This window comes from Buttiauxella sp. 3AFRM03 (assembly GCF_003675305.1).
Taxonomy (GTDB): domain Bacteria; phylum Pseudomonadota; class Gammaproteobacteria; order Enterobacterales; family Enterobacteriaceae; genus Buttiauxella; species Buttiauxella ferragutiae.
This window is the reverse complement of record NZ_CP033076.1, coordinates 408,189-428,402: the sequence shown is the minus strand read 5'-3', so window position 1 is coordinate 428,402 and position 20,214 is coordinate 408,189. Positions and strand designations below refer to the sequence as shown.

The window sequence follows — 20,214 nt, the reverse complement described above, 5'->3', positions numbered from 1 at the left end:
CTTCTGTTGTCATGAGAACGCAAAAGCATGTTAAATCGCATAAAAGTAGTAACCAGTCTTCTGTTTGTGCTGGGGTTATTTGGCCTTTTACAAATGACCTCCGGCGGGTTGTTCTTCAACGCGCTGAAAAACGACAAAGAAAACTTCACCGTGCTGCAAACCATTCGCCAGCAGCAATCTACCCTTAATGGCAGTTGGGTTGCCCTGCTGCAAACCCGTAACACGCTAAACCGTGCGGGCATCCGTCATATGATGGATACCAACAATATCGGCAGCGGCGCGACGGTTAATGAGCTGATGCTGATCGCCAGCCAGTCGTTAAAGCAGGCGGAAAAAGAGTGGGCTGAATATGAAGCCTTGCCACGCGACCCACGCCAGAGCGAAGAGTCTACCAATGAAATCAAGCGTAACTATGCGATTTACCATGGTGCGCTGGCGGAGCTAATCCAGTTACTGGGTGCGGGGAAAATTAACGAATTCTTCGACCAGCCTACGCAGAAATATCAGGACGGTTTTGAAAAAGAGTACATCAATTATCTGCAACAAAACGACCGTCTGTACCAACAAGCAGTGGACGACAATAATCAGTCTTACTCGCAGGCCATTTGGATACTGATCGTGATTCTGGCACTGGTTGCGGCGGCGATTGTTACCGTCTGGCTGGGCATCAAGAAAACCCTGATTGAACCGCTGCATCGCCTGATTGAAAGCATTCGTCACATCGCGAGCGGTGACCTTGTGCGTTCTATTGATGTGGAAGGCACCAACGAAATGGGGCAACTGGCGTCCAGTCTGCGTCATATGCAGTCAGAGTTGATGAGTACGGTGAGTGATGTGCGTAACGGCGCGAACGCGATTTATAGCGGCGCCAGCGAAATCTCCATCGGCAATAACGATCTCTCTTCACGCACCGAGCAGCAAGCGGCCTCGCTTGAAGAAACCGCTGCCAGCATGGAAGAGTTAACTGCCACCGTTAAACAGAATGCGGAAAATGCCCGTCAGGCAAGCCAACTGGCATTGAGTGCCTCTGAAACCGCACAGAAGGGCGGAAAAGTGGTGGATAACGTGGTGCGCACCATGAACGACATCGCCAGCAGTTCGAAGAAAATTGCCGACATTACCAGCGTGATTGACGGCATTGCCTTCCAGACCAACATTCTGGCACTTAACGCCGCCGTTGAAGCTGCACGTGCGGGTGAACAAGGGCGTGGTTTCGCAGTGGTTGCCGGTGAAGTACGCAATCTGGCACAACGCAGTGCACAGGCGGCCAAAGAGATCAAAGGCCTGATCGAAGATTCCGTCAGCAAAGTGGATACCGGTTCTACATTGGTGGAAAGTGCTGGCGAAACCATGGGTGAAATTGTCAATGCGGTGACCCGCGTGACCGATATCATGGGCGAAATTGCCTCGGCTTCTGACGAGCAAAGCCGTGGTATTGACCAGGTTGGGCTGGCGGTTTCTGAAATGGACCGTGTTACGCAGCAAAACGCCGCATTGGTTGAAGAGTCTGCTGCCGCCGCTTCAGCACTTGAAGAGCAAGCCAGCCGTCTGACTCAGGCCGTGGCGGTGTTTCGTATTAACCAGGATGCCAAAGCCGCAGTTCGAAGCGCTGAACCCAAAGTAACGATTACGCCAATGACACCGCGCAAAGCGGCAGTCAGCGAGTCTAACGAAAATTGGGAAACCTTCTGATTTCGGTGAAATGAATGTGGTGGATGGCGCTTGCGCTTATCCACCACCATTACAACTCCGCTTCATCTAAGCGCATTAAACGATCCAGGCGCTGGTGGTAACAACGCAACGTCGCTTCCACGTCTTTTGCGGGCATAAACGAATCTCGATAAACGGCATCTACGATGCGGCTTTCTTTGCGCATATCGTTGAGCAATTTAACAATAAGTTTCTCCGTCATCCCCATACTCAAACCCAACGCCTGAAAATCCATACCAAGATATTCGCCGTAAGCGGTCTTAAAACCTGGCGCTAATTCGCGGTCGCCTTCTTCACATCTTAATAGCGGCAGCGCCATAAAACCGGAGCTAAAAATGGCGGGATAGGGCGCAACCGACACAAAGTCATACACTGGCGACAGCGTTGGTTCGCCAATACGTGGATGAATCAGCCCGAAATTGCGCAAGTGCATATCGTTATTCCCCAACAAATACGCGTAGGCAATGCGCCGGAACAAATCGATTTTAAAGGCGATGTTGCTATTCACATGTTGTGTCAGGAACTCGGCCAGTTGCTGATAACTGACATACTGCTTTCCGTCGCTGCCCGTCTTCCCGTACTTTTCGCCGACGTTCATCGCTGCATCAAGCTGTTCCTGATGTATGGCCGCTCCGGTTTGAATATCCCGGTCGAAACGACGGATAACAAATGCCAACTCGCGCTCCGCTTCGTTATCAACAGCGGCAAAGCTCACCAGCCCGTGTGGCGGCACATCAAACCCCAGTCGCGCCATTAACGTCATGGTGGCGTGTTCGTTTTCTGCCAGATGGGGGAATTCCGCCGGAGAAGGCTTGAGGATGTATTCGCCCTGATGTTCAACCACCGCAAATTCACCGTTACGCACCACCATTTGCAGTTTCGGCTGGTAGCCGGAAATACTCATGCCACGCTGCGCTTTCGGCAATTCATGAATAAAGTCATCACGGGTAAAACTCAGTTGCGGGTTCACCTTGCCCGAACCCGTCAGCTGTTTAAGGCCTTTGGATGAATAGCCCGACTCTTGCTCTTTGGCCTGGAGCAATGGAGTTAAAAGAATGTGGCAACGCATGGTTAATCCTCCTGCATGCTGACCAGCTGTACCGCGCCAATCAGGTTTTTGCCGTTATCGATAAGCATTCCGAGCAGGTCGTGCTCGTCGCGTTGTTGTAGTTGGCTGTAGCGCTTTTTCAGCCAGCCTTCTGGTGCCAGCGAGGCAAAAAAGGGCGGCAGTGTCTGGCTGCGAAAGTGGCCGACACGCACCGGCAAACTTAGCGACAGCGGCGGGCCGATGTAGTCAGCGCGATAACTAAATTCGAAGCCGTCGTCATGCTGGCGCAGTTCGCCGACCGGTTCGCCATATAACCACACCTCTACACGGCGGCGCATAACTTCACACCCAGTGCTTCAGCGACGCGTAACACCGTGCCAAATTTGACCTGTTCCGGATCTTTAAACAGCCGTTTGAGCGTTGAGGCGGACACGCCGGTTTGTAGCTCAAGGGTGGCAAGGTCGATATCCAGCTCTTTGCGGCGCTGGTTCAGTTTTTGCCCCAGTTGTGCGCAGTACGTGATCACTTGTTCGTCAATAATGAGTTCCGATTCTTGCGCACGCAGCGTCACGGCTTTTTTAACGTCATTCAATAATTCGCTCATGGCATGCAGTTTGTCTGCGAGCGTGGCATTGTCGTAGTTCATACGTGACCTTAAATATGAGTTTTTGTATTAAAAGGGGTTGTTAATGGTCTTTTGATATCGATATATATCATAAATGACCCTTATTTTAATTATTAACCAAAGATGGTTCATTTACGGTCTTTTGTCAATTTCAGGGTTCATAAATAGTACATTTATAGGATTATTTAATTATTTCAGTCCATATATAATCTATATGGCAGTATTGCACGCTGGCTTATCCAGTTTATTGCTAACGAAATGTAAATTAATTGTTTCACTCGATTGAGTGGAAACCTTATTAATGAAGGCATGTTAATCAACGCGAGTTTGCTGCATGTCATATCGAATCAGCCTGTTGGATAAAAGCCCGGTCGCTCAGGACGAAACGCCTGCCGACGCCCTGAAACACACGCTGCATCTGGCACAACAGGCGGAAGCCTGGGGTTATCACCGCTTCTGGATTGCCGAGCACCACAACACTTCGCGGCTGGCAAGCCCATCACCAGAGTTGCTGATTGCCTGGATTGTCGGGCAAACCCGCCGCATTCGTGTCGGTTCCGGTGGGGTGATGCTGCAACATTACAGCCCTTATAAAGTGGCAGAAAACTTCAATCTGCTGGCAAATCTCTCACCGGGCCGCATTGATATTGGCGTGGGCAAAGCGCCTGGCGGCTTACCGTTATCTACCCAGGCGTTACAGCGTGGCGGGCAAGATAACGCCTCGTTTGCCGACAAACTCACAGAACTGGATAACTGGCTTTCCTTGCCCGCATCCCACGAAGATGAAGATGTAGAAACTTTACGCGCCACGCCGCTTCCGACGCACAGTGCCGCGCGTTTTCTGCTGGGTGCCAGCCTCGAAAGTGCGAAGCTCGCCGCAAATCTCGACTGGAACTTCGTTTATGCCGCTCACCTGAATGGCGATAAAAATCTGATGCGTGAGGTACTCGGTGCGTGGCGCAGCAGAAGCCAGCGTGAAACGGTGGTGGCGGTACAGGTGATTGTTGCGCAGGACGCACAAAAAGCGGCTGAGCTGGCGAACCTTGTGGAAATCTGGAGCGTTGAGCTGGAAAACAGCCAGCGGGTCAGTGTCGCCAGCGAAGCCCAGGCTTACGCATTTGCTCGCCAGGCTGGGAGTGCCATCAAACGGATTGAACGCCGTGAACCTTCGTTGCTGCAAGGCACCGCCGAGACAGTTCAAGCCGGGCTTGCGGCACTGAGCCAGGAATTTGCCATCGACGAATTCATTATTGATACGCCAGTGAGTGACCCTGCGGCACGTTTTCAGTCGCTTCGTTTGTTGGCTGGCGTGCAGCAGGCGGCGTCGGTATCTGAATTTACCGCCGAACATGAAGCCTGGTAAGGGGAAGCCGATGACATTCGCAGAGCAACTTATCAACTGGCGGCGCGAGCTACACCAGAACCCGGAGTTATCTGGCCAGGAAGTGGCGACCACCACGCGAATTCGTCACTGGCTGGAATCCGCAGGTTTACGTTTGTTGCCTTATCCGCTTGCCACCGGTGTGGTGGCGGAAGTCGGGCAAGGGGAAAAGGTCATTGCGCTGCGAGCTGACATTGACGCACTGCCGATTCAGGAAACCAGCGGTGTTGCGTTTAGCTCACACAATGATGGCGTGATGCACGCTTGCGGGCATGACGTTCATAGCAGCGTGATTCTGGGTGCGGCCTTGTTATTAAAAGAGCGCGAGGCGCATTTATCCGGCCGTGTGCGTTTGCTGTTTCAGCCAGCGGAGGAAAACTTTACTGGTGCAAAGGCACTGATAAAGGCCGGAGCACTGGAAAACGTCTCCGCTATTTTTGGCATGCACAACGAGCCTGGTTTACCGGTTGGCACTTTCGCCACCCGAGGGGGCGCATTCTATGCCAACGTCGATCGTTTTGTTTTACGGGTGCGGGGCAAAGGCGCACATGCCGCCCGTCCACATGAAGGTAAAGACGCCATTGTGATTGCCAGCCAACTGGTGCTGGCATTGCAAACTATCGCCAGCCGTAACGTGGATACGCTGGATTCTGTCATCGTCAGTGTCACGCGCATACAAGGGGGAAATACCTGGAATGTGTTGCCGGAAAGTGTCGAGCTGGAAGGAACCGTGCGCACTCATCGCAACGAAATTCAGCAGCAGGTCGAGAAACGGATCAGTGAGATTGCAGCCGGTTTAGCCAGTGCGTTTGGTGCGCACATTGAGGTGGAATGGTTTAACGGGCCAATAACATTGATCAACGATGATAAATGGGCGGCATTTGCGATGCAGCTCGCACAACGAGTGGGTTATCGCACACAAACCTCTGAACTGCATATGGGCGGCGAAGACTTCGCGGTTTATTTGCAAACCATTCCCGGCGCGTTCGTCAGTATTGGCAGCGCCAGCGAATACGGTTTACATCATTCGGCCTTTAATCCGGATGAAGCATTAATTGAAGATGCGGCGCGTTATTTCGCCACGCTGGCGGAACAAGCACTACTGGAAAAGTAATTACTTCTAATACGCAGGGGTCAACTCCCCAGGATGCGTGCAGCCTGAAAATGAGGATCGAATATGTCTGATAATCGACAACTGCGCCTTGGAACAATCTTACATGGTGCTTCGGGGAATATGTCCGCATGGCGGCATCCGGCAGCGATTGCCGATGCCAGTATTAATTTTGACTTCGTCAAAGAGACTGCGTTAAAAGCCGAGCAGGGCAAGCTAGACTTTTTGTTTGTTGCCGACGGTTTATATATAAATGAAAAATCTATCCCGCATTTTTTGAATCGTTTTGAACCGCTGACGGTGTTGTCGGCGTTAGCCAGCGTGACCACACATTTAGGGCTGGTCGGCACGTTGTCGACCTCGTATAGCGAACCGTTCACGGTGGCACGCCAGTTCGCCAGCCTTGACCATTTAAGCAAAGGGCGCGCGGGCTGGAACGTGGTGACTTCACCACTGGAAGGTTCGGCAAAGAACTTCTCGCGTGAGCAACATCCTGAACATGCGCTGCGTTATCGCATTGCTGATGAATATCTCGATGTGGTGAAAGGTCTGTGGGATTCCTGGGAAGACGGTGCGTTTATTCGTGATAAAGCGAGCGGGCAATTTTTTGACCCGGAAAAATTACACACGCTGAATCATCATGGTGATTTCTTTAAAGTCGCCGGGCCACTTAATATTTCACGCACGCCACAAGGCAGGCCGATTGTATTCCAGGCAGGTGCCTCGGATGATGGTAAGAAATTAGCCGCACGCCACGCTGATGCTATTTTTACTCATCACGATACGCTCGAAGAAGCTCAGTATTTTTATCGTGATGTTAAGAGCCAACTTAAAAATCATGGCCGTAATGACGATGATTTAAAAATATTCCAGGGCGTGAGCGTGATTGTTGGCAAAGATGCCGATGACGTAGAAAACCAGTATCAAGCCACTGCGGCACTGGTGTCAGTCACCGATGCACTGAATTATCTGGGCCGCTATTTTGAACATCATGATTTCAGCCAGTATCCGCTCGATGAGCCATTCCCCGATATTGGCGATCTCGGCCAAAACAGCTTCCGCAGTACCACCGATGAAATCAAACGCAATGCCCACGAACGCCATCTGACGCTGCGCCAGGTCGCGCTAGAAGCCGCATCGCCGCGCCCACGGTTTGCTGGCACCGCCCAACAAGTGGCAGACGGATTGCAGCAGTGGTTCGAAAGCCACGCCGCCGACGGTTTTATCATTCAGGGCGGCACACCAGATACCTTCCCGCGTTTTGTTGATGAAGTGGTTCCGGTGTTGCAGGCACGAGGTTTATTCCGCACGGAATATCCCGGCACCACATTGCGTGAAAGTTTGGGGTTGGCAGAACCCGTGAATCAGTTTTCGTAACCTGGACGATGGGTGAAAACGGTGGATGACGCTGCGCTTATCCACCCTACAAAACCAATTCACAGGTCGGATAAGCGCAGCGTCATCCGACAAAAACAACAAACATCACAATAACTAAGAGAACACACTATGCAAAAAACATCGCTCATTCTGGCTATCGCTCTGGCACTTTCGTCTGCACAAACCCTGGCGCAAGAAGTCACCATTAATGGCACCGGCGTCAGCCTGGAAGCTAATAAAACACCTATTAATACTGTCGTTAATCCGGCGGCTGTCGCCCAGTTACCCAAAGATTATCGCTTTGCGGTTCCCGGTAAATTTACCGTTGCAGTCGCGGCACTCAATTCGCCGCCATTAACGGTGTTTGCGGAAGATAACAAAACGCTGCTCGGCAGCGAAGTGGACATCGCTCGCCTGGTGGCGGACAGCCTGGGGCTTGAGCTGAATGTGGTGCCAACCTCATGGGAAGACTGGCCGCTGGGCGTGACATCGGGCAAATACGATGCGGCAATCAGCAATATTACCGTCACCAAAGACCGCAAACAGAAATTCGACTTTGCCACTTACCGCAAAGATTCCCTCGGCTTCTATGTGAAATCTGATAGCCCAATTAAGAAGATTGAGAATGCTGAAGACATCGTCGGATTGCGCATTATTGTCGGCTCAGGAACCAACCAGGAATCTATCTTGCTGTCCTGGAACGAAGAGAACCTGAAGAAAGGGCTTAAGCCTTTCACGCCGGTTTACACCAAAGACGATGCCGCACAAACCCTGGCATTGCAGTCTGGCCGCGCTGATGCGTTTTTTGGCCCGAATGTGACCGGCGCATGGAAAGCTGCTCTGACGCAGAAAACTCAGCTGGTCGGGGTAGTCGATGGTGGCTGGCCGAAAGCGGCGCATATCGCCGTCACATTGAAGAAAGGCAGTGGCCTGGTCGACCCGGTGCAAACCGCGCTTAATGGCGTTATCAAAAACGGCGATTACAACAAAGTGCTGAACCGTTGGGGGGAAGGCGTCGAGCAAATCCCGGCGTCCGAAATTAACCCTGCCGGTCTTGGCGATTAAGGAGCTGCAAATGCGCGAACAATTCCGGGATGTTTCACCAGAAGCGGCAGAGCTTCAGCCGATTATCAGCGGGCTGTTTGGTGAGTATGAAGCGCGTTACGGGGACTACTTTTCCCGTGATGCCGAAGTGGAACTAACCGAATGGTACCTGCCGCCACAAGGGTTATTCATCGTGCTGGAGCGTGACGGGGAGATTATTGCGACCGGCGCGTATAAGCCCTTCGATGAATATACCGCTGAGATCAAACGCATCTGGACGCACTCGTCTTTGCGCAAACAGGGCGTGGCTCAACGAGTGATGCGTGAGCTGGAAAGCCGCGCGCAGCTTGCCGGTTATAGCCATATCTTCCTGACCACCGGTTTTCGCCAGCCGGAAGCGGTAAAACTCTATCTGAGTCTGGGTTATCAGCCGCAGTTTGATATTCACCGCAACCCGGAAGAATACAGCGTTGCACCATTCGATGGGCGCTTGCGGTTTACCAAAACGCTTGCTGTCACACAGCGCAAAACGGCCTGAGGAATCATGATGACGACACCATCAACAATTAAAGTGGTTCCGGCGCGTTATCCGCTGCGCACTCTGGGGGCTTTTGTCGCGTTGTTTGTGCTGGCGATTGTGGTTCAGTCGGTGGCGTTTAACCCGCGCTGGGAGTGGAGCGTATTTGCACGCTGGTTCTTCGACCCGGTTATCCTTGAGGGGCTGGTGCAAACGTTATTGCTGACTCTGATTGGCACGGTACTGAGTGTGATATTTGGCGGGTTACTGGCGCTGGCGCGGCTTTCCTCTTCATGGCTGCTCAACAGCCTGGCGTGGAGCTATATCTGGCTGTTCCGCTCGTTACCGCTGATTGTGGTGCTGATTATTCTCTATAACTTTTCCTATCTGTACGACACGTTGTCGATTGGCATTCCGTTCACCCAAATAAGCTGGGGAAGTTACCAGACGATTAACGTGTTGGGGCAGTTTTCTACCGCCGTGGTCGGGCTGACACTGGTACAAAGCGCGTATACCGCAGAGATTATTCGCGGTGGTTTTTTGGGTGTCGATCATGGGCAGTATGAAGCGGCGGCGGCCTTAGGTTTACCGGCCTGGCGGCGCACGGTGCGCATTATTTTGCCACAGGCTTTGCGCACCATTTTACCGTCCGGCTTCAATGAAATTATCAGCCTCGCGAAAGGGACGTCGATGGTTTACGTGCTGGCAATGCCGGAGCTGTTCTACACCATTCAGATGATCTACAACCGCACCCAGGAAGTGATCCCGTTATTGATGGTGGGCGCGGTCTGGTATCTGGTGATCACCAGTGTCCTGTCGCTGATTCAGCATCTGGTTGAACGCTGGCTGGCACGCAGTGAAAGACGCTCAGCGATTAATCAACAAAGTCCGGCGCGGAATGTATCACGCCAGCCAACGCTGCAAACTCAGGAGACGGCTCATGCACCTGTCCAATAATCCCACTGGTCATATCTCGATTACGGGCGTCAGCAAATATTTTGGCCGCCATAAAGCGCTGGATAACATTTCGCTTGAGCTGGAACCTGGCTCGGTAACGGTGATCCTTGGGCCGTCGGGTTCCGGTAAATCCACTTTGCTACGGGCGATAAACCATCTGGAACGTGTCGACGAGGGGTTTATCCAGATTGATGGCGATTACATTGGCTATCGCCTGGCGGGCGACAAACTGTATGAGCTGAAGGAAAAGGAGATCCTGCGCCAGCGCGTGAACGTCGGCTATGTGTTCCAGAATTTCAATTTGTTCCCGCATCTCACGGTGCTGGAAAACCTGATTGAAGCGCCAATTGCCCATAAGCAGCTCAACCGCAAACAAGCCATTGAGCAGGCTTATCAATTGCTGGATGTGGTGGGGCTGCGCAATAAAGCCGATGCCTGGTCGCGCCATCTTTCCGGCGGCCAGCAGCAACGTATCGCCATTGCGCGCGCGCTGGCTTTGCGTCCACGGGTAATGTTGTTCGATGAACCGACTTCAGCACTCGACCCGGAACTGGTGGGGGAAGTGCTGGATGTGATTAAGAAATTAGCCCGTTCGGGCACCACGCTGGTGGTGGTGACTCATGAAATCGGCTTTGCCCGCGAAGTGGCAGATAACGTGGTGTTTATGGTCGACGGCAAAATCGTTGAGCAAGGCAGTAGCGACGAGGTGCTCAACCATCCGCAACATTCACGAACGCGTCAGTTTTTATCTAAGGTTCTATAAGGAGCAGGCATGAAATTTGTCCCACTGGCGCTATTGATGATCAGTACCACGCTGTATGCCCACGGGAGTCTTGATCTTAAGGCCAATGAACAACCGATTCATACCGCTAAAGACCCGCTGGCTATCAGCAAAATTCCTCAGGGCTTTAAGTTTGTGGAACCGGGAACCCTGACGGTGGCGATATCCGCGCTCAACTCTCCGCCGTTGGCGTTGCTGGCAAGTGATAACCGCACGAGGATCGGCAGCGATCCGGATATTGCCCGTTTGCTGGCCGATAGTTTAGGGCTGAAGCTCAAACTGGTGCCGACCGCGTGGGAAGACTGGCCACTGGGGATTACGTCGGGTCGCTATGACGTCGCACTGGTGAATATTGCGGTGACCGAGCAGCGTAAAACGAAGTTCGATTTCGCGACTTATCGGGTCGATTCGCTGGCGTTTGCGGTCAAATCAGACAGCCCAATTCAAAAAATCACTGGCCCAGCGGATGTTGCCGGTTTACGCATCATTTTAGGTTCAGGGACCAATCAGGAAAAAATTCTCCTGGGCTGGAATGAAATCAATGAGCGCGAAGGGCGCAAAGCAGCCCAACCGATTTATCTGACCGATGACGCTTCCGGCAATTTGTATATTCAGGCTGGGCGGGCGGACGCCACTTTCGGCCCGCAAAGTGTGGCGGCCTATAAAGCGGCACTCACTGGCACCACGCGTGTTGTTGGGTTAGGGCCGAAGAAAGCCTATGTTGCCACCACCACCAAAAAAGGTAATGAGCTGGTTTATGCACTGCAAGCTGCACTGGATGGTGCAGCGAAACGTGGTGAATACCAGCAAGTGTTGGCGCGATGGGGAGAAAAGGGCGAAGAAGTGGCGACGTCTGAGGTGAATCCGCAAGGGATTACCTATCCGTAGCGATTTCCGGTTAAGCCAAAAGTACCTGGCTTATAAACCCATGAATATCGTCCAGCGCCTGTTGGCGGGCCAGCGGCGCGCTGTCGATAATCAGTTGATCCGAATAGCCGTTTAGCAACGCGCTAAGCTGGCGGGTCACCCGCCCGACATCGGTTTGGCGAAACACGCCACTCTCAATGCCGCTTTCAATAATGCTTGCCAGCAACGCATCCCACTTTTCGGTCAGCGTCAGGGCAAGATCGGCGTACACCTTGTTATGCACCGCCAGCCGCCACAACGAGCCGTACAACTCCCAAACGGCATCGGCGCGGTCAGGTAGATAATCTTCGATGAAAACATTCAAACCTTGCGCAGGTGACTGGGCGCGCGTCTTTTGGCTAAAAGCTTCCAGCTCCGCATACATAAAGCGTTCAAACGCTGCGATACACAACGTCTGCCAGTCGGGGAAATAGTGATAAATATGGCTACGGGCGATACCGACTTGTTCGGTTAGCTCGCGGGTCGTCACTTTTTCTACCCCTTTATCCGTGAACAGCCCGATCGCGGCATCAAGAATATTTTCTTTTAGAACAGACGTTTTTTCTTTCATCACGGTACCTTCGTTGACTTTGAGCAAGTGCTCAAATAGAATCTTTTCATTCTTGAGCAACCGCTCAAGAATAACAATCTAAGAATATAAAGTCATGTCTACTTGTCAGCAAACCGCTCAGCTTAAACCATCGCGCGGTGCATTGAATACCTTAAAAAAACTCGCAAAACTCCACAGTAAAAAGCTCATTGTCACTCTGCTGCTGGTGGTCGCCGAGAACGTCGTTTACTTGCTGTATCCGTTAATGGCGGGCTTTGCCATTAATGCCATCATCAAAGGGCAATCCCTGCATGCGTTGTTGTATGCGCTGGTGGTTTTTATTATGTGGGCGATAGGTGCTGCGCGCCGCAGCATGGACACCCGCACTTTCGCCAGAATCTACGCTGGCCTCGCGGTGCCGGTGATCCTCGCACAACGTAAAGATGATCATAGCCACTCAACGATTGCAGCACGTGTGACGTTGTCACGCGAATTTGTCAATTTCTTCGAAACGCATCTGCCGTTGCTGATTACTTCACTGGCGTCGATAATCGGCGCAGTTGTCATGCTGTTAACCATCGAGTTCTGGGCTGGTGTGGCTTGCATGGTGGTGCTGGTTTTCTTTGCGCTGTTCCTGCCGAGCTATACGCGCAAGAACGAAATGCTGTACGAGAAACTGAACGACCGGCTGGAAAAAGAGGTGGGGTTCGTTGGCTATGCCAGTGAAAACACGCTCAACAAGCACTACAACTTTTTGGCACAGGTGCGTATTCGGTTGTCTGACCGTGAAGCTTACGGTTATCTGGCAATTGGTATTGCCGCAGCGTTCCTGTTCGCTATGACCATCATGTTGATGACCGTGAAAGGGGTCGGGAACGCCGGGCATATTTACTCGGTCATGACGTACATGTGGATGTTTGCCATGAGCCTTGATGACGGCCCATCTCTGCTGGAGAAATACTCGCAGCTTAAAGAGATAGGCAAACGTGTGAATACCGGGCTGGTGGATTAACCGACCTCAGGCAATGCGCCTGTGGCAATCAATGCCTGGATAACAATCACGGCGATACCGCAAGCAAACACCACAATCAGCAACGGCTTGCCGCCTGCAACGCGGTAGCCCGCTTCTTTCTGCATCTGGCGGCTTTTCCACACTAAAAGTGAAGGGATGATCAACGCCAGAATCGCCAGCGCCACACCGGCGTAACCCAGCGCCATCACGAAACCTTGCGGATAGAACAGGGCAAAGATCAGCGGTGGCACGAAGGTCATTAGCCCTGTTTGCATACGGCCTGACGCTTTACGATTACGGTTGAACAAATCGCCAAGGTAATCGAATAACCCTAACGACACGCCGAGGAACGAGGTTGCCAGCGCGAGATCGGCAAACAGATGAACCGCCAGCTCAACATGTGTTGATGCCACCACTTCACGAACCGCCTGCAACAAGCCATTCAGACCGGAATGATTAGCCAGTAATCCGCTGAACACGCCTGAATCAATCGCGCCTAGTGTCGCCACTTGCCAGAAAATATAAGCCACTAACGGAATGGCGCTGCCAATGATAAACACCCAGCGTAACTTGCGCAGATTGCCGTCCAGATAACTAACAATACTGGGTACGCTGCCATGAAAACCGAACGAAGTGAAAATCACCGGGATCGCCGAAAGTGCGAGGCCTTTTTCCAACGGCAGCGTCAGCAGATTGGTGTGATGGATATGTGGCATCATCAGCGTCAGCATCACCACCAACATGACGATCTTGGCGCTGAACAACACGCGGTTAAACATATCCACCATATGGGTGCCGATGCAGACCACGCCTCCGGCAACAAAGGTGAACAGCAACACGCCGCTGGTGACCGAAATAGTGGTAGAAAACCATTGGCTCAGGCTTGCGGCAAGCAGTTCGCCCGCGCCACTGATATACGCGGCGGTTAACGCGTACATCAGGAATAACATGCTAAACCCCGTCAACCATTGCCCTGGTTTGCCAAGATAGCGGCGCGCCAGCGTACCCAGCCCGGTATCAGCGGAAACGTGCTGATAAACTTCAACCAGCAGCAAGGCGGTGTAGCACATCAACCCCCACAGACTGACCAGCAACACAAACGTCACCCCGAACCCAACACCCGCCGAAGCCAGTGGCATTGCCAACATTCCTGCGCCAATTGTGGTGCCAGCGACGATAAAGATACTGCCAAGAGTGCGATTCTTCACGCTTCCCTCTGAATTTACGCTTGTTATAACGACATTGTGCCGCGCAGATTAAGGGATTATGGCTAAGGCGTCAAACAGGGGTTACGCGAAGTGTATTGATATATTTACATTATCGGTGGATGACGCTGGCGCTTATCCACCCTACAAAACCCAACGCTTTCGCAGGTTCTGTAGGTAGGATAAGCGTGGCGCGTACAGTGAGGGATGTCGACATTTTCGTAGGTCGGATAAGCGCCAGCGTCATCCGACAAAACAACGACATCCCAGCCCAGGTTACTTCTGCTCTTTTTTCCCCGCCAGATTCAGCGTCGGCGTTTCATCGAAGAAGTTCCACGGTTTCAGCAGCGTGTGCACCCATTCCGTTGGCATGATTGGCCACTCTTCAGCGCGAGCCACGTGTGTGGTGCCGGTGGTCATCCACACCACATCATCCTGGTTATCCAGTGATTGATTGTCTTTGCTGTACTCACCCAGACCCGTGTCGTGCGCCGAACGGTTTGGATATTTCCCTTCCGGATAACGTTCTTCCGGGTTGTAACGCGTCACCCACAGTTGCTTATCCATAAAGCTCAGGCGGTGATAAATCCATTCGTCTGGTGCAAATTTCGCACCGGTCGCTACCGGATGGGTGCCACCTGCATAAGGGATAATTTGATAAGAAACCGGGTTACCCATTTTGTTCTCTTTGCTGGTATTACTCAGCAAGCGAATAGTGCCTGGGTCAAACTTCTGTGCCGCTTCTTGTTCGGTATTAATATCATGCTGGTTGATCTGCATGGTACTGGTGCGCGGGCCGCCAGCGGTATTCGGTTTCACTTCAGGGTCAAGCGCCACCAGTTTGTTGTTCTCACCATCCACGTCCATATCGAGGCGGAAGTTGTAGATGTGTTGGTGCGTGGTGCCGACGATATTGTGGTCGATAAGCGTGCCGTATTTAGTGTCATCTTTGGCGGTTTCATCGTGCATGGTTTTGGCTTTCACACCTTTAACCGCTTCAATGCCGGTCGCGCCTGCATCAATGCCGATGGTGCCGTTCTGGTGGAATACCCAGTCAAAAATATAGTCGTAGTTGCCGACGGTACTGATCCAGCGCACCACTAACTCGCGGCGCTCGGTGCTGATATTCGGCTGGCCCATTTCCTGGTGCTTATATTCAGGCCCGGCGTAGCGTTCAAATACCGCTACCGCACGTGGGATAGTGGTCGGTTTGCCGGTGTAATCAGCAATAGTTTCATCCAGCATCACCGCGTTTGTTGGGGCATCTTTGCCGCGAGCCAGCGGGGAAGTCAGCGTACCCATGCCGTAATCACCGGCATCCAGATAAGCTTTAAAATACCAGCCAACATCAGGGTCGCCGTAAGGCACGATCATGCCGCCGAGCGAGCCTTCATACATCACTTTGCGTTTGTTACCGTTGTCGTTATAGGTCACGGTAGAGAGAATCGGCCCAACGCGGGAATTCAGGCGCAGGTGGAAATCCCAGTTCTGTCAGTGAATAGTATCGCCAGTAATGGTGTAGTTTTTACCTTCCGGCTCGATGATTTCCAGCGGTTTAACTTCGGGTGCTACGCGGTCACGGCCATCAAACGGACGTGGATTCATCGGCACCGGAACGACCTGGCCTTCTTCAATCTTGATGATTTTCTTCTGCTCAAGATCGACGACTGCCACCAGGTTTTCAATTGGGTGAGCCCAGTAGTTGCCATCGCCAGTATCAAGATAGCTCACCACTTTGAGCAGGCGCTGGTTCTGTTCCAGTCCATCTTTCCCGTCAAAATAGCCGACGGTGAGCGGGGTGGTGATCACTTTAGTTGGGTCGTCGACACCGTGTTTTTTCAGCGCCTCGGCGTACTCTTTGCTGCCGTTGATAATGGTCTGTACGCTGATGAAATCATCAATCAGCACCATGCCATGTGCGCCTTCAATCGGTTTCCACGACACCACTTTACCGGCACTTAAATCCACCACGCCTTCCACAATATGAATGCCGTCGAGCATAATCACATCGGCCTGACGCGGGGCAGTGACCTCCTGGCCTGTCATCACGAATTGCCAGACCTGATCTTTCGGCGGTTCATGCAGCGATATTTCAGTAAAGCGAATACCCGGTTTAAAATCTGGCGCGCCCTGAACAATTTTGACCGCCTGGTTTATTTCATCCGCAGTCAGTGAATTAAGTGGATGAGGTTTTTTCTCGACCGCGAAAGTTTGATCAAGGCCGGACTGGAAAACTTCGTTAATAAAGTCTTCAGAAATATAAGCGGTTTTCTTTTTAAAAATCACCGGCACTTGTAATTGCAATGTTTTGCCGTTGACGATGGCCGATTTGCTATTAGGTTTTACTTTCACAAACGCACCGTCTTTCACGATGGTGAACATCTGCGCGTAATCATCCCATTGCACATCAGCACCGAATTCAGTCAGTGTTTTCTCCATCGGCACCATATGCGCTTCGCTGCCGTGAGCGAATACACCCGGGGAAGTCAGAAGTGCGATTGCTAAAGCCAGGGTTTTCTTTCCAGTTATTAAATTCATGAAATTCTCACTTTTAGCGTATGTTTTTTATAAACGGGCATGAATTCAACATAACAACTTCTCAGGCAAGATATATTGCGCTGCTTGCCAACCATTTTGCTGGGTTTGCCAAAATCAAAATAATGGTGGATGACGCTGCGCTTATCCCCCCTACAACGGCCTTTCGTAGGTCGGATAGGCGCAGCGTCATCCGACAAAATGTATTAACTCTTACGCGCTACCAGCGTCAAAATGGAATATAAAGCCACGGCCTGTTTATCCTGGTTCATCACTTCTACTGCCCATTCCACCACGCCAACCGGTTTATCTTCGGCGGTTTTCTGCGGCTTGGCGGTCTTACGCTTACAGGTCAGACGCACTTGCAGGGTATCGCCGATTTTTACCGGCTCGATAAAGCGCAGGTTTTCCATACCGTAGTTGGCGATAACCGGCCCGACACCTGGGTCAACAAATAGCCCCGCAGCGGCAGAAACCACGAAATAGCCGTGGGCGACGCGTTCGCCAAAGAATGATTCTGCCGCACCAATTTTGTCGACGTGGGCATAGAAATGGTCGCCGCTGAGATTGGCGAAATTGACAATATCGGCCTCGGTAATGGTGCGGCGAGCTGTCAGTAAACTTTCACCAATTTGCAGGTCGTCAAAGTGTTTGCGGAACGGGTGCACCGCATCTTCTTTCACTGCCGCACCATGGCTCCACTGTTGGCTAACTGCCGCCAGCATTGATGGGCTGCCCTGAATCGCGGTGCGTTGCATGTAATGTTTTACTGCGCGCAAGCCACCCAATTCCTCACCGCCACCGGCTCGGCCTGGGCCGCCGTGAACCAGCATTGGTAATGGCGAACCATGGCCGGTGGATTCCACCGATGATTCCTGGTTCAGCACCTGAATTCGCCCGTGAGCACGCGCCGCACCCAGCACAAACTGGCGGGCAATATCGCCACTCGCCGTGACCAGCGTTCCTGCAAGGCTCCCCTGGCCCGCACGTGCCAGCGCCATCGCATGTTGCGCATTCTGATAAGGCATTACGGTGGCAACCGGGCCAAACGCTTCGAGTTCATGCACCGCTGGGGTTTCATCAGGCTGCTGGCACAGTAACAACGTTGGTGGGAAGAACGCGCCCGCAAGGGCAGTATCGGCGTGGCCGCCGACCACTACCTGGCAGCCTGCGGCAACCAGCTGGTTCACTTTGCTTTGCACATCGTCGCGCTGTTCAAGGCTGACCAGTGCACCCATTTTTACGCCTTCCTGCGCCGGATCGCCGGGCTGGATTTTCTCCAGTTTGTCTTTTAGTGCCTGCACCACGTTTTCAAGTTGCGCTTGTGGAACCAAAATACGGCGGATTGCGGTACATTTTTGCCCGGCTTTAGCCGTCATCTCGCACACCACTTCACGGATAAACAGCGCAAATTCAGGGTGTTCCGGCGTCACATCTTCGCCCAGAACGCAGCAGTTCAGCGAGTCGGCTTCCATCGTGAAGGGTACGGATCGGGCGACAATATTTGAGTGACAACGTAACTTTTGTCCAGTGCTGGCGGAGCCGGTGAAGGTCACTACGTCTTGCTCATCGAGCAAATCAAACAGGTTAGCGACGCCACCGCAAATCAGGCTGATTGCACCATTTGGTACCAGCCCTGAATCAACAATTGATTTCACCATCGCATGGGTCAACTGCGCGCTGGCAGTACCAGGCTTGATAATCGCCGGCATACCGGCAAGCCAGGTTGGAGCCAGTTTTTCTAGCATGCCCCAGCAAGGGAAGTTAAACGCGTTGATGTGCAGTGCCACGCCCGATTTTGACGTCAGCACATGGCGAGCGGCAAATCCGCCTTGTTTAGACAGCGGGATCATTTCGTCTTCTGGCCACAATACATCGTCTGGTAATTCGCGGTTGCCCATCCCGGCATAAGCGAACAGGGTGCCGATACCGCCTTCAATATCCACCCAGCTATCTGCGCGGGTGGCTCCTGTCTGGTAAGAAATCGCATAAAACGCTTCTTTATTTGCCAGCAGATGTTTTGCCACCGCTTTAATCATGGCGGCGCGTTGAACAAAGGTCATCGCGCTTAAAGCAGTGCCGCCGTGGTCGATGGCGTAACGGCGCGCCTGCGCCATATCCAGCCCTTCACTGGTGACCTGATACAGCGCTTCGCCGCTAATTGCATGATTTATCGTGCGTTCTTTGCCATGGCCCATCGCCCACTGACCTGACAGATAACTTGTTAACTGCTGCATCGCATACCCCACTAAGCATTACGTTTAATTGCATCAATGGTTGATTTGTGAATCATAAAAATCAAGATGTAATTTAATAATTTATTAACAATGTGATTACGCGTAGTTTTGGTGATTTGCTTATATACATAAACAATAAAGAATATTTGAAATTTATCGTGATAAAGCTCACAAACCGCGCGTGTTAATTTTGGTGTTTTGGTTAACTTATCTGTAACTTTTAATCATTAAGTGATTCACATAAACCCGATTTGTGAATTTAGTTTGAATCATAAAAGGTGATGACGTGACTGAACAACAGCGTTTTGATGAGCGAATCGCACAGGAAATCGCGATTGAACCGCAAGACTGGATGCCTGATGAATACCGTAAGACGTTGATTCGTCAGATAGGTCAGCACGCGCATTCCGAGATCGTTGGCATGCTGCCGGAAGGCAACTGGCTGACCCGCGCACCGAGCTTAAAGCGCAAAGCCATTTTGTTAGCGAAAGTGCAGGACGAAGCCGGACACGGGCTTTATCTGTATAGCGCGGCAGAAACGCTGGGCTGTGCACGGGAAGACATCTACCAAAAGATGCTCGACGGAAAGATGAAGTATTCCTCCATCTTCAATTATCCGACGCTGAACTGGGCCGACATTGGCGTGATTGGCTGGCTGGTTGATGGTGCCGCGATCGTGAACCAGGTGGCACTGTGCCGCACTTCATACGGCCCTTATGCCCGTGCAATGGTGAAAATCTGTAAAGAAGAGAGCTTCCATCAGCGCCAGGGTTTTGAAGCCTGCATGGTGCTGGCGCAGGGCAGTGAAGAACAGCGCCAGATGTTGCAGGACGCGATAAACCGTTTCTGGTGGCCAGCACTGATGATGTTTGGCCCGAACGACGACAATTCACCCAACAGCGCGCAAAGCCTGGCGTGGAAAATCAAACGTTTTGGTAATGACGAATTACGCCAGCGTTTTGTCGACAACACCGTGCCACAAGTTGAAATGCTGGGTATGACTGTGCCGGATGAAGGGCTGCACTGGAACGAAGCCAGCGGGCATTACCAATTCAGCGAAATTGACTGGCACGAATTTAATGAAGTGGTCGCCGGACGTGGGCTATGCAATGAAGAGCGCTTAGCCGCCAAACGCAAAGCCTGGGAAGAGGGCACATGGGTGCGCGAAGCCGCGCTGGCGTATGCCGCAAAACAGAATTTGTAGCCCCCCTCTCCCCA

General features: G+C 52.1%; 15 protein-coding genes and 3 pseudogenes. 11 read left to right on the top strand and 7 right to left on the bottom strand.

Annotated elements, in window-relative coordinates; genetic code table 11:
• Window positions 1-27: 27 nt before the first annotated feature.
• Entirely contained in the window at window positions 28-1,692 is a 1,665-nt protein-coding gene (tsr, locus tag D8682_RS03190) for a methyl-accepting chemotaxis protein (RefSeq protein WP_121813522.1), read from the top strand.
• 49 nt (window positions 1,693-1,741) lie between these two features.
• Here tsr and D8682_RS03185 read toward each other — a convergent pair whose 3' ends face one another.
• The 3 genes from D8682_RS03185 to D8682_RS03175 are packed head-to-tail and all read right to left on the bottom strand — an operon-like array spanning window position 1,742 to window position 3,404.
• The gene (locus D8682_RS03185) at window positions 1,742-2,779 is read right to left on the bottom strand and encodes a type II toxin-antitoxin system HipA family toxin (protein WP_121813521.1); all 1,038 of its coding nucleotides are present in this window, start codon (window positions 2,777-2,779) and stop codon (window positions 1,742-1,744) included.
• Between the two features lie 2 nt (window positions 2,780-2,781).
• Complete coding sequence (locus D8682_RS03180; protein WP_064546608.1) at window positions 2,782-3,096, bottom strand: HipA N-terminal domain-containing protein; 315 nt, start codon at window positions 3,094-3,096, stop codon at window positions 2,782-2,784.
• Window positions 3,081-3,404 (bottom strand): helix-turn-helix domain-containing protein, encoded by a 324-nt coding sequence (locus D8682_RS03175; protein ID WP_064546610.1) that lies wholly within the window; start codon window positions 3,402-3,404, stop codon window positions 3,081-3,083. Before D8682_RS03175 ends, D8682_RS03180 begins: the two co-directional genes overlap by 16 nt.
• Before the next feature lie 313 nt (window positions 3,405-3,717).
• Between D8682_RS03175 and D8682_RS03170 the strand changes: the two genes are divergently transcribed.
• The 8 genes and pseudogenes from D8682_RS03170 to D8682_RS03135 all read left to right on the top strand — a co-directional run bounded on the left by D8682_RS03170 (window position 3,718) and on the right by D8682_RS03135 (window position 11,439).
• Window positions 3,718-4,746 (top strand): MsnO8 family LLM class oxidoreductase, encoded by a 1,029-nt coding sequence (locus D8682_RS03170; RefSeq protein WP_121813520.1) that lies wholly within the window; start codon window positions 3,718-3,720, stop codon window positions 4,744-4,746.
• 10 nt (window positions 4,747-4,756) lie between these two features.
• Window positions 4,757-5,878, top strand: coding sequence for an amidohydrolase (locus D8682_RS03165; RefSeq protein WP_064546614.1), 1,122 nt, complete (start codon window positions 4,757-4,759; stop codon window positions 5,876-5,878).
• Window positions 5,879-5,941: 63 nt separating this feature from the next.
• A pseudogene (locus tag D8682_RS03160) lies at window positions 5,942-7,244 on the top strand (LLM class flavin-dependent oxidoreductase); the annotation flags it as partial.
• 131 nt (window positions 7,245-7,375) lie between these two features.
• Window positions 7,376-8,317: pseudogene (locus tag D8682_RS03155) on the top strand (ABC transporter substrate-binding protein); the annotation flags it as partial.
• 10 nt (window positions 8,318-8,327) lie between these two features.
• Entirely contained in the window at window positions 8,328-8,834 is a 507-nt protein-coding gene (locus D8682_RS03150; RefSeq protein WP_064546621.1) for a GNAT family N-acetyltransferase, read from the top strand.
• A 9-nt stretch (window positions 8,835-8,843) separates the two neighbouring features.
• Complete coding sequence (locus tag D8682_RS03145) at window positions 8,844-9,770, top strand: amino acid ABC transporter permease (RefSeq protein ID WP_121813517.1); 927 nt, start codon at window positions 8,844-8,846, stop codon at window positions 9,768-9,770.
• Window positions 9,754-10,533, top strand: a complete 780-nt coding sequence (locus D8682_RS03140; protein ID WP_064546625.1) for an amino acid ABC transporter ATP-binding protein — start codon at window positions 9,754-9,756, stop codon at window positions 10,531-10,533. Before D8682_RS03145 ends, D8682_RS03140 begins: the two co-directional genes overlap by 17 nt.
• A gap of 9 nt (window positions 10,534-10,542) precedes the next feature.
• Entirely contained in the window at window positions 10,543-11,439 is an 897-nt protein-coding gene (locus D8682_RS03135) for a transporter substrate-binding domain-containing protein (RefSeq protein ID WP_121813516.1), read from the top strand.
• Between the two features lie 10 nt (window positions 11,440-11,449).
• Here the strand turns inward: D8682_RS03135 and D8682_RS03130 are convergent, their stop codons facing one another.
• Window positions 11,450-12,028, bottom strand: coding sequence for a TetR/AcrR family transcriptional regulator (locus tag D8682_RS03130; protein ID WP_121813515.1), 579 nt, complete (start codon window positions 12,026-12,028; stop codon window positions 11,450-11,452).
• Window positions 12,029-12,122: 94 nt separating this feature from the next.
• Between D8682_RS03130 and D8682_RS03125 the strand changes: the two genes are divergently transcribed.
• Window positions 12,123-13,019 carry an ABC transporter six-transmembrane domain-containing protein gene (locus D8682_RS03125; protein ID WP_064546631.1) on the top strand — a complete coding sequence of 299 codons (897 nt, stop codon included), beginning with the start codon at window positions 12,123-12,125 and terminating at the stop codon, window positions 13,017-13,019.
• On the opposite strand, the gene tyrP is transcribed toward D8682_RS03125, so the two are convergent.
• The 3 genes and pseudogenes from tyrP to paaZ form a co-directional block, all read right to left on the bottom strand.
• Window positions 13,016-14,227 (bottom strand): tyrosine transporter TyrP, encoded by a 1,212-nt coding sequence (tyrP, locus tag D8682_RS03120; protein WP_121813514.1) that lies wholly within the window; start codon window positions 14,225-14,227, stop codon window positions 13,016-13,018. The genes D8682_RS03125 and tyrP overlap by 4 nt on opposite strands.
• 273 nt (window positions 14,228-14,500) lie before the next feature.
• A pseudogene (gene tynA / locus D8682_RS03115) lies at window positions 14,501-16,762 on the bottom strand (primary-amine oxidase).
• Between the two features lie 203 nt (window positions 16,763-16,965).
• The gene (gene paaZ, locus D8682_RS03110; RefSeq protein ID WP_121813513.1) at window positions 16,966-18,996 is read right to left on the bottom strand and encodes a phenylacetic acid degradation bifunctional protein PaaZ; all 2,031 of its coding nucleotides are present in this window, start codon (window positions 18,994-18,996) and stop codon (window positions 16,966-16,968) included.
• 286 nt (window positions 18,997-19,282) lie between these two features.
• Here paaZ and paaA point away from each other — a divergent pair, with 286 nt between their 5' ends.
• Complete coding sequence (paaA, locus tag D8682_RS03105) at window positions 19,283-20,200, top strand: 1,2-phenylacetyl-CoA epoxidase subunit PaaA (RefSeq protein WP_121813512.1); 918 nt, start codon at window positions 19,283-19,285, stop codon at window positions 20,198-20,200.
• Window positions 20,201-20,214 lie beyond the last annotated feature (14 nt).

What these genes read in the sequence shown, in the direction of transcription:
- tsr (WP_121813522.1), top strand. Translation starts at nt 28, where the DNA reads ATGTTAAATCGCATAAAAGTAGTAACCAGTCTTCTGTTTGTGCTGGGG.
- D8682_RS03185 (WP_121813521.1), bottom strand. Translation starts at nt 2,779, where the DNA reads ATGCGTTGCCACATTCTTTTAACTCCATTGCTCCAGGCCAAAGAGCAA.
- D8682_RS03180 (WP_064546608.1), bottom strand. Translation starts at nt 3,096, where the DNA reads ATGCGCCGCCGTGTAGAGGTGTGGTTATATGGCGAACCGGTCGGCGAA.
- D8682_RS03175 (WP_064546610.1), bottom strand. Translation starts at nt 3,404, where the DNA reads ATGAACTACGACAATGCCACGCTCGCAGACAAACTGCATGCCATGAGC.
- D8682_RS03170 (WP_121813520.1), top strand. Translation starts at nt 3,718, where the DNA reads ATGTCATATCGAATCAGCCTGTTGGATAAAAGCCCGGTCGCTCAGGAC.
- D8682_RS03165 (WP_064546614.1), top strand. Translation starts at nt 4,757, where the DNA reads ATGACATTCGCAGAGCAACTTATCAACTGGCGGCGCGAGCTACACCAG.
- D8682_RS03150 (WP_064546621.1), top strand. Translation starts at nt 8,328, where the DNA reads ATGCGCGAACAATTCCGGGATGTTTCACCAGAAGCGGCAGAGCTTCAG.
- D8682_RS03145 (WP_121813517.1), top strand. Translation starts at nt 8,844, where the DNA reads ATGACGACACCATCAACAATTAAAGTGGTTCCGGCGCGTTATCCGCTG.
- D8682_RS03140 (WP_064546625.1), top strand. Translation starts at nt 9,754, where the DNA reads ATGCACCTGTCCAATAATCCCACTGGTCATATCTCGATTACGGGCGTC.
- D8682_RS03135 (WP_121813516.1), top strand. Translation starts at nt 10,543, where the DNA reads ATGAAATTTGTCCCACTGGCGCTATTGATGATCAGTACCACGCTGTAT.
- D8682_RS03130 (WP_121813515.1), bottom strand. Translation starts at nt 12,028, where the DNA reads ATGAAAGAAAAAACGTCTGTTCTAAAAGAAAATATTCTTGATGCCGCG.
- D8682_RS03125 (WP_064546631.1), top strand. Translation starts at nt 12,123, where the DNA reads ATGTCTACTTGTCAGCAAACCGCTCAGCTTAAACCATCGCGCGGTGCA.
- paaZ (WP_121813513.1), bottom strand. Translation starts at nt 18,996, where the DNA reads ATGCAGCAGTTAACAAGTTATCTGTCAGGTCAGTGGGCGATGGGCCAT.